Origin of the sequence: Streptomyces spiralis (assembly GCF_014654675.1) — a bacterium.
In the GTDB taxonomy this organism is placed as follows: Bacteria; Actinomycetota; Actinomycetes; order Streptomycetales; family Streptomycetaceae; genus Streptomyces; species Streptomyces spiralis.
Window position 1 is genome coordinate 215,161 of the sequence record NZ_BNBC01000008.1, and the last position, 7,170, is coordinate 222,330.

General features: G+C 69.1%; 9 protein-coding genes and 1 pseudogene. 5 read left to right on the plus strand and 5 right to left on the minus strand.

Annotated elements, in window-relative coordinates:
* Window positions 1-311: 311 nt before the first annotated feature.
* Entirely contained in the window at window positions 312-1,205 is an 894-nt protein-coding gene (locus tag IE318_RS11800) for an NADP-dependent oxidoreductase (RefSeq protein WP_189899403.1), read from the minus strand.
* Between the two features lie 69 nt (window positions 1,206-1,274).
* Between IE318_RS11800 and IE318_RS11805 the strand changes: the two genes are divergently transcribed.
* Window positions 1,275-1,880, plus strand: a complete 606-nt coding sequence (locus tag IE318_RS11805) for a TetR/AcrR family transcriptional regulator (RefSeq protein ID WP_189899405.1) — start codon at window positions 1,275-1,277, stop codon at window positions 1,878-1,880.
* 469 nt (window positions 1,881-2,349) lie between these two features.
* Here the strand turns inward: IE318_RS11805 and IE318_RS11810 are convergent, their stop codons facing one another.
* Window positions 2,350-2,874 carry a hypothetical protein gene (locus tag IE318_RS11810; protein WP_030183235.1) on the minus strand — a complete coding sequence of 175 codons (525 nt, stop codon included), beginning with the start codon at window positions 2,872-2,874 and terminating at the stop codon, window positions 2,350-2,352.
* Window positions 2,875-2,994: 120 nt separating this feature from the next.
* Between IE318_RS11810 and IE318_RS11815 the strand changes: the two are divergent.
* A pseudogene (locus IE318_RS11815) lies at window positions 2,995-3,117 on the plus strand (IS5/IS1182 family transposase); the annotation flags it as partial.
* A gap of 350 nt (window positions 3,118-3,467) precedes the next feature.
* On the opposite strand, the gene IE318_RS11820 reads toward IE318_RS11815, so the two are convergent.
* Complete coding sequence (locus tag IE318_RS11820) at window positions 3,468-4,136, minus strand: TetR/AcrR family transcriptional regulator (protein WP_229903470.1); 669 nt, start codon at window positions 4,134-4,136, stop codon at window positions 3,468-3,470.
* A 73-nt stretch (window positions 4,137-4,209) separates the two neighbouring features.
* Between IE318_RS11820 and IE318_RS11825 the strand changes: the two genes are divergently transcribed.
* Window positions 4,210-4,905, plus strand: a complete 696-nt coding sequence (locus IE318_RS11825) for an alpha/beta fold hydrolase (RefSeq protein ID WP_189899407.1) — start codon at window positions 4,210-4,212, stop codon at window positions 4,903-4,905.
* Window positions 4,906-5,013: 108 nt separating this feature from the next.
* Here the strand turns inward: IE318_RS11825 and IE318_RS11830 are convergent, their stop codons facing one another.
* Complete coding sequence (locus tag IE318_RS11830; protein ID WP_189899409.1) at window positions 5,014-5,337, minus strand: hypothetical protein; 324 nt, start codon at window positions 5,335-5,337, stop codon at window positions 5,014-5,016.
* A 221-nt stretch (window positions 5,338-5,558) separates the two neighbouring features.
* On the opposite strand from IE318_RS11830, the gene IE318_RS11835 reads away from it, so the two are divergent.
* On the plus strand, window positions 5,559-5,942 hold the full coding sequence (locus tag IE318_RS11835) for a hypothetical protein (protein WP_189899411.1): 384 nt from the start codon (window positions 5,559-5,561) through the stop codon (window positions 5,940-5,942).
* Between the two features lie 233 nt (window positions 5,943-6,175).
* Here IE318_RS11835 and IE318_RS11840 read toward each other — a convergent pair whose 3' ends face one another.
* On the minus strand, window positions 6,176-6,934 hold the full coding sequence (locus tag IE318_RS11840; RefSeq protein ID WP_189899413.1) for a DUF899 family protein: 759 nt from the start codon (window positions 6,932-6,934) through the stop codon (window positions 6,176-6,178).
* Between the two features lie 105 nt (window positions 6,935-7,039).
* On the opposite strand from IE318_RS11840, the gene IE318_RS11845 reads away from it, so the two are divergent.
* A partial coding sequence (locus IE318_RS11845) for a LacI family DNA-binding transcriptional regulator (RefSeq protein WP_189899476.1) occupies window positions 7,040-7,170 on the plus strand: 131 nt, incomplete at its 3' end.

The following is a 7,170-nucleotide window of genomic DNA, read 5'->3' on the forward strand; positions in this document are numbered from 1 at the left end:
GATTCCCGATCGCAGGTGGCGGCCTTTCCGTCCGTTCAGTCATGTGGTGCTGCAGGTGTGCCGAAGGCGACCCTCGCGCTCATCGACATCGCTTCCTGCTCGGTGGTGCAGGTGCACGGCCTGCCCGGCGGTCGACAGGAAACCCCCGCGCCGATGCCTCAGGGTGGGCTCACATGTCCGCAGGGCTGGTTGGCCCTTCCGATCGGTTGTTGGCCCCGCTGCGACTTGGGCCCGCTGTCTTCCGATCAAGTAGCGGGATCCTGGCCGGCGTCGTCCTCAATTTCTGCTTGAGGACGACGCCCCGCTGGTTCTCAGATAACCAGGACCCGCCGCCCGCGTGTGTGACCGGCCTGGCTGTCGATGTGCGCCGCCGCGGCCTCGGCGAGCGTGTACGACTTCTCGACCGGGATGTGGAGCTTTCCCCGCGAGATGAGGCGGACGGCTTCGGCGAGCGCTTCCGGCATGCTCCCGGCCACGCCGGAGAATCGGACACCGAGCTCCGGCGCGCCGAGATCGGCGATGGAGACCACCTTCTGCGGGTCCCCGGTCAGTTCGACGAGCTCGCGGATCACGCCCGAGCCGGCCAGGTCGAGGGCTGTGTCGACATGGCCGAGCTGCCGCACCCGCTCGACCCAGCCCTCGCCGTATGTCGTGGCGAGGGCGCCCAGGCTGCGCAGATAGTCCTGGTTCGCTGCCCCAGCGGTCCCGATCGCCGTGATGCCGCGGTCGCGGGCGATCTGCAGCACCGCCGATCCGACTCCCCCGGACGCGCCGCTGACCAGCAGCGTCTGCCCGGGCCGCACACCGACCTCGCGGATGATGCGCAGCGCGGTCTCCACCACGGAGGGGTAGCCGGCCGCCTCTTCGAACGTCAGGCCCTCGGGCATGCGGGCCCAGGCCGACAGCACGGCGAACTCGGCATATGTGCTCGTGCCTTCGCCGAACACGCGGTCGCCGACCTCGACTCCTTCGACGCCTTCACCGACCTCGTCCACCACCCCGGCGGCGTCCAGCCCGACTCCGGCGGGCAACTCGATCGGATGGGCCCCCAGGACCTGGCCTTCACGGAGCCTCCAGTCGACGGGGTTCACTCCTGCCGCCCGTACGGCGATGCGTATCTGGCCGGGGCCCGCGTGGGGATCCTCGGCATCTATGAGTTGCAGAACGTCCGGACCGCCGAACTCGGCGAAGCTCACCTTCTTCATGCGGCGACCGTAACACTAACCGTTAGGGTTTTGAACCCGTTATGGATTTGCACCTGATAGCGTGAGGGCATGACCGTGCCGACCGGACGCCGTGAGCGCAAGAAGGCCGCGACCCGCCAGAAGATCGCCGACGCCGCCCTGCGGCTCTTCCTGGAGCAGGGGTACGACGCGGTGGGCATCCGTGACGTGGCCGCCGAGGCCGACGTGGCCGTCACCACGCTCTTCTCCCACTTCGCCTCGAAAGAGGCCCTGGTCTTCGAACAGGACGAAGACTTCGAGCAGCGCCTCACGCGGGCGGTCACCGACCGGGCGCCGCACGAGCCGCTCATCCCCGCGCTGCGCCACGAGATCCAGGCCTTGGTGCGACACTGCACGGCGGACAGCGTCGCCCCGATCTGGCGCATGATCGACGCATCACCCGCCCTGCGGAAGTACGAAGAGTCGATGAGACTGCGCCACGCGGAGTCGCTGGCAACGGCCATCGCCGCCGATCCCGACCTGTCAGTGACCCCAACGGCCGCCAGGGCGATCGCGAGGTTCGTGATCGACGCCTATTCACTGGCCCGTGAGGCGACCGATCCGCAGGCCGCGGTGGGCGAGATCTTTCAGATGATCGAGGCGGCCTGGGTCGTCACCTGTCCCTCCGCAAACTCCACCGGCACAGCCAGACCATAGTCAGGACTCGACCCTGCCCGCGTATGCGCCGTTTCGCCGAACCCCAGCCACAGAGCAGATCAGCGGGCGAGTCGACCTTGACCGTTCTGACCGGTGACCGTGGCCGCATAGCCTTACGGGCGGTCGGGCTGCGACCGGCCCCCATGAGCAGGACCAGCCGATGCCCTTCGGGGCCACCTGTCGTCCGCCATCGGGGGCAACAGCCCTTCTTCGCAAGCTGCTGACCCCCGGCTACTGAACGTTGCGAGACCGTCTATCAATCTTCGTCACAGGCGCCACGGGCCCGGTAGGGTCGCTCCGGCGTCACAGTTATGCCGGTAACAGCGACAGTCGCTCCCTCATCAGGAGCCAGCCGGCCCTCGCGGGCGTGGAACTGCCGGGCGGCGGCCATGTTCCGCTCCCACGCGGCACTCTGAGAACGCCGTGGTGGGCCGTTCGTTCTCGCCCTCCGGCTCCAATCCGATTCCGCTTACCTCCGCACGCGTTTCCATTTGCGCTTGCGGGCGTGCCACACGATCCGAATGGTCGAACGACCGCGAGCCCCCTCGATGAGGCTGACGAGGTCCCGCTCCAGGGCAGTGTGCGCGTCTTCTGGGAGGTTCCCCGGGATTTCGACCGTCAGCCGGCCGTCGGACGTCTGCAGGACCACGAGTGTCCAGCGGCCGTGCAGTTCCCGGTCGGCGAGCAGGGATCTCAGTTTGGCGCGGAAGGCTTCATGTACGGCCGTAGCGGCCTGACTTGCGACACTTTGGAGAAAGGGAGCCACTACGTAGGTCACCAGAAGGACGGACACGAACTCCGGGCCGATCTTGGCCTCGTAGGACCCGTCAGGGGCGTCATCGAGAGTCGCCCGAACGCGCCTGTTGCGGCGCGGGGCTTGGGATGCGGTCGTCGGCTCCCCGTGCTTCTTGATCCGCCTGTATCGATCCACGTACAGGGGAGGCACCCGGTAGTACTCGGCTCCCGCTTCCCACACCTCAGCGCCGGACTGCATACGGCCCACCCCCTCGACGCAAGGGTAGGAGAGGCCGGTGCGGCAGGGGAGTCTTCGGCGGAGCACGGAGGGGCTGTTCCGGTCAGCTGACCGATCCCCAGCACTGAACTGGTGGCACATCGGATGCGGCGGGGCAGCCGGGGCGGCAGACCACCGGCCTTCGACCAGGAGGCCTACAAGCAGCGCAACACCGTCGAGCGGTGCATCAACCGGCTGAAGCAATGGCGAGGCATCGCCATCCGACGTTCATCGCCGACAGGGCGCCTTCCTCGGCATCGACCCCCGCCGCCTCACCCCGGCACGGGCCGGACCGCTACGCACAACCGGCTACCGGGCCCGCATCCACCCCCACTCCCCGACCCGAGCCCGGTGCTCCTCCTGCGGGGGAGCCGACCGTCGCGACCCGGATCGTCGACGCACCCGGCCTGGGCTGCCGTTCAAGGCCACAGCATCGGCCTTGAACTCGTCCGAGTAGTCCTTCATTCCATCGGCGGTGGTCTCGCTTTCTCCGGATCAAGTGGATCCAGTGTCGCGTGTCCACCATTCAGGGGAGGCTCCGGGGGCTCGCCACGGACTTGATCCACAGGTCGTGACTATTGCTCGCCGTCTGGCCGCGGCTGCACGAGAGGGCCTACGTGCACGATGTCGTGTCGGTGCTGGTCGTGCTGCTGCTGGCGCTCCTGGGAGCGGTATGCGGTTGGTCGGTAGCCGCTGGGCAGGTGCTCGACTGCGTCGAGGAAGTCGCGGAAGGCCCGGTCGGTGCGGGTGGTGTCGCCGGTGGCGTCGAGGTCCATGAGGAGACCGCGGAAGACGGCGAGAACGAGCGTTGCGAGATCCGGCCGGCCGATGCTGCGCAGGCCGTCCTCGAGCGGGCCGAGCCAGTCGGTCGTCGCGGTGCGCCGGAAGTCGGGCCACAACTGCTGCTCCGCGCTCTCGCGCAGCTGGCCGAACATCCGCAGGTACGGCTGCCCGTCCGGGCCGGTGATGGAGGTCCAGGCGCGATACAGGGTGGCCGTGTATGGCTCGTCGGGTCGTACCCGCAGGAGGTCGCCGAATGTGTCGAGCTGACGTTGCCGCGCGCGCCCGAGGACGGCCCGCAGCAGGGCGTCGCGGGTGCCGAAGTGATAGATCAGCATCCGGGCTGAGGTGCCGGTGGCGGTGGCCAGCGGCTCGAGCCGGTCGGGGAGGCCGTGCGCAAGGGCGTGATCAGCGCACGCATCGAGAAGCCTCTCCTTGATGTGCGGTTCTGGCCGTCTGCCCATGGCCCTACTTTTTCACGTAACGGCTATTACGTCTACCGTTGATCGAAAGGCCAAGGCAGACGTGGAGGTAGCGATGAGGGTCGTGTTCGTGCACGGGGCGTGCGTGCGGGACGGGTCGTGGTGGTGGCACCCCACCGCCGAGCTGCTGCAGGAGCAAGGGGTGACGAGCGTGGCGCCGGGCCTGCCGAGTTGCGGCGAAGCAGGCCTGCCCGGTGGCGTCGGCGGTCCGGGGCTGTCCGAGGACGTTGCCGCGGTACGGCAGGTGCTGCAGGCCGGCGACGAGCCGACGGTCGTGGTCGCCCACAGCTACGGCGGCATCGTCACCGCGGAAGCCGCCGCGGGAATCGGGTCGGTACGCCACCTGCTGCTGGTCTCCAGCTACCTGCCCGAGGTCGGGCAGAGCCTGTCGGAGTTCGGGGACGGCGGCCCCGCCCCGTTCCTCGACGTCGACCCCGACGCCGGCACCTTCGGGGTCCGCCCCGAGCTGCTCGTGGACACGTTCCTGCAGGACTGCGACCCCGAGCTCCAAGCGCAGGCGGCGGACCACCTCGCCCGGCAGAGCGCGCAGGTGACCGGGCAGCCGGTCGGGGCGGCCGCATGGCAGCAGGTGCCCTCGACGTACCTCGTCTGCGCCCAGGACCGGGGCACCCCGCCGCGGCTACAGCGCGAGTTCGCCCGCCGTGCCGGCAGCATCGTCGAACTCGACGCCGGCCACCACCCGTTCCTCTCCCAGCCCGCCGCGGTCCGGGACCTGCTGCTGAGCCTGTGACGGCAGCCGCGGACGAGCCGGGCCGGCGATCCGTGGACCAGGCCGTGCTCGTTCTGGGCGTGCGCCGGCAGTTGGGCCACGACGTCCTTCGTTGCGTCTTCGATCTGCTCAGCGAGAGGCCAGTTCTCCCTCGGCACTCACGACGGTCTTGATGACGAGCAGGTCCCGCCCATGGCCGGTTTCAGGTCGGGCCGCCGGCAGACCCCGGCGCGGCATTCCTCGTCGGTCGGTCGGCGCGGGGCGGATGATCTCCGGCCCGGCCGGTGCGCCGGTCGCCTCGGCTTCGGCGAGGGCTCGGTGCAGCGAGGCGATGGAAGGCTCGGCGCCCAAACAGCCCAGTTGGCTGATGAGCGCGACGACAAGGGGTGCCGCCTGGTGGTTCCGGCGGCTGTCACCGGCCCAGGACCTCCCGGTGGAAGCACCCCAAGGCACGGCGAAGCTCCTGGTCGCCGTGACAACCGAGACGGGCGTTCTGCCTCAGGAAGCGCGGCGAAGGACTCAAGCATGTCCAGGCCGTGGTTGCTCCGGCCCGACGACGATGGGTGACAGGGGTGTGCGACGGTGCGACAGCTCCGAAGCGGCCGACCGGTCTGGGAAAATCGTGCTGCAACGGCGTTGCGGGGTATGGCCGACGTACGGGGAGGCGGGGCGATGTGAGACTGCGCAACCGGGCGCGGCTGGTGATGTGGGCGTTTGTGCTCTGGGGCTTGTTCCAGGCCGTCGGGGGAATGGCGAACCACGGGCTCAGCAGCGATGTAGTGTGCCCGTGGTACAACGAGGGGCCGGACGGCGAGGAGCACCCCTCGCCGATGCAGCGCGAGGACCGGTGCCAACCCGGACCGGGCGAAGCGATGAGGACCTACGAGCAGCAGTGGGCCGCGCAGCGCGAGGAGCGCTGCGACATCCTGATCGGCTCCTGCCTGCTCGGCGCGGGGGCACTCGGACTGGGCGCTCTGTTCCTTCAACGACGCCTGAGCGAAGCGCAGTCGAGACACCCGACCCAGCAGCCGCCGGCGGATGTGACGTCGGATGCGTAGATCGATCCCGCCGCCGAGGTCGTCGGGACGACCGAGGATCGCCTCGACGTGCTGATCAACAACGTCGGTGGCACCGGTCCTCTGGTCGAGGCCAAGGACTACACCGCGGGTGATGCCACCGCGGTGTTGCTGAGCAACGTCGTAGCGGGCACCTCTGCGTCGGCGCGCTGCTGGCGAAGGCGGAGGTCGAGGTCGCCCTGACCACGCCGCCGCGACGGCCGTCGGGCGCGGGTTCACGAGCAACAGCCTGAGCCGCCTGTGCTGGACTGTCCGCCGTGGAGGTCGTCGTCGTGGCCGGCGGCGATCCGTGCCCATTGTGCGGTCGGCCGTCCGTCCTTGCGGAACTGCTGGCCGAGGGTCTCGTACGGCTGCGGCCAGCCTGGCGGGGAGTCCTCCCAGGTCTCCTGCCGTCCGTAGACGGTCATGTCGAGGATGCCGTAGGACGGCGCCATGGGTTCGACGCCGCGTCCGGTGGTCCAGTACGTCTCGTAGACGCGGTCCCGATCGCGGAGGTAGATCGCTTTCATCCCGAAGTGGCGGTCGGCGAGGAGCCGTTCGTGGGACTCGGCGGGTACGGAGTACCAGGGCATGTCCCAGCCCATGAAGCGGCGGTAGCGGTCGGACTCGTCGTAGGGGCCCTGGCAGAAGACGGCGAAGGTGACGTCACGCTGGTGCAGATAGGACAGTTCGCGGACCTGGCCGGTGAAGAACGTGCAGCCCTCGCACTGGTCGGCGGCGGTGTGGCCGTTGTGCCACATGTGATACGAGACGAACAGTTGGGTGCGGCCCTCGAAGACGTCGATCAGGGGGACGGGGCCGTCGCCTCCGACGAGCGGAGCTGACGGGTCCACCTCGGTCATGGGCAGCCGTCGCCGGGCGGCGGCGATCGCATCGCCCTCGCGGGTGTGCGCCTTTTCCCTCACGCGCAGGGTGTCGATCGCGGCCAGCCACTCCTTGCGGAAGACGACCGGCGGCTTGTTCTCAGCAGTCATGTCCGTACTGACCCGGCAGCTCGCAAGAACTCATCGGTGGAGCCGGAGCCGGGCGCGGACTGCCCACGACCTTGGCCGCACGATCACCGTCACACGTGACACACAGTGGCGCGGAGGGCAGGTGTGTCGAAGTCCACGGTGTCGCGGGTGATCAACGGTGAGCCGAGGGTTCGGGAAGCGGTCGCCGAGCGTATTCGGGAAGCGGTGGCGGAACTTGGCTACGTACCGAACCAGGC

What these genes read in the sequence shown, in the direction of transcription:
- IE318_RS11805 (WP_189899405.1), top strand. Translation starts at nt 1,275, where the DNA reads ATGACCGTGCCGACCGGACGCCGTGAGCGCAAGAAGGCCGCGACCCGC.
- IE318_RS11810 (WP_030183235.1), bottom strand. Translation starts at nt 2,874, where the DNA reads ATGCAGTCCGGCGCTGAGGTGTGGGAAGCGGGAGCCGAGTACTACCGG.
- IE318_RS11825 (WP_189899407.1), top strand. Translation starts at nt 4,210, where the DNA reads ATGAGGGTCGTGTTCGTGCACGGGGCGTGCGTGCGGGACGGGTCGTGG.
- IE318_RS11820 (WP_229903470.1), bottom strand. Translation starts at nt 4,136, where the DNA reads ATGGGCAGACGGCCAGAACCGCACATCAAGGAGAGGCTTCTCGATGCG.
- IE318_RS11840 (WP_189899413.1), bottom strand. Translation starts at nt 6,934, where the DNA reads ATGACTGCTGAGAACAAGCCGCCGGTCGTCTTCCGCAAGGAGTGGCTG.
- IE318_RS11800 (WP_189899403.1), bottom strand. Translation starts at nt 1,205, where the DNA reads ATGAAGAAGGTGAGCTTCGCCGAGTTCGGCGGTCCGGACGTTCTGCAA.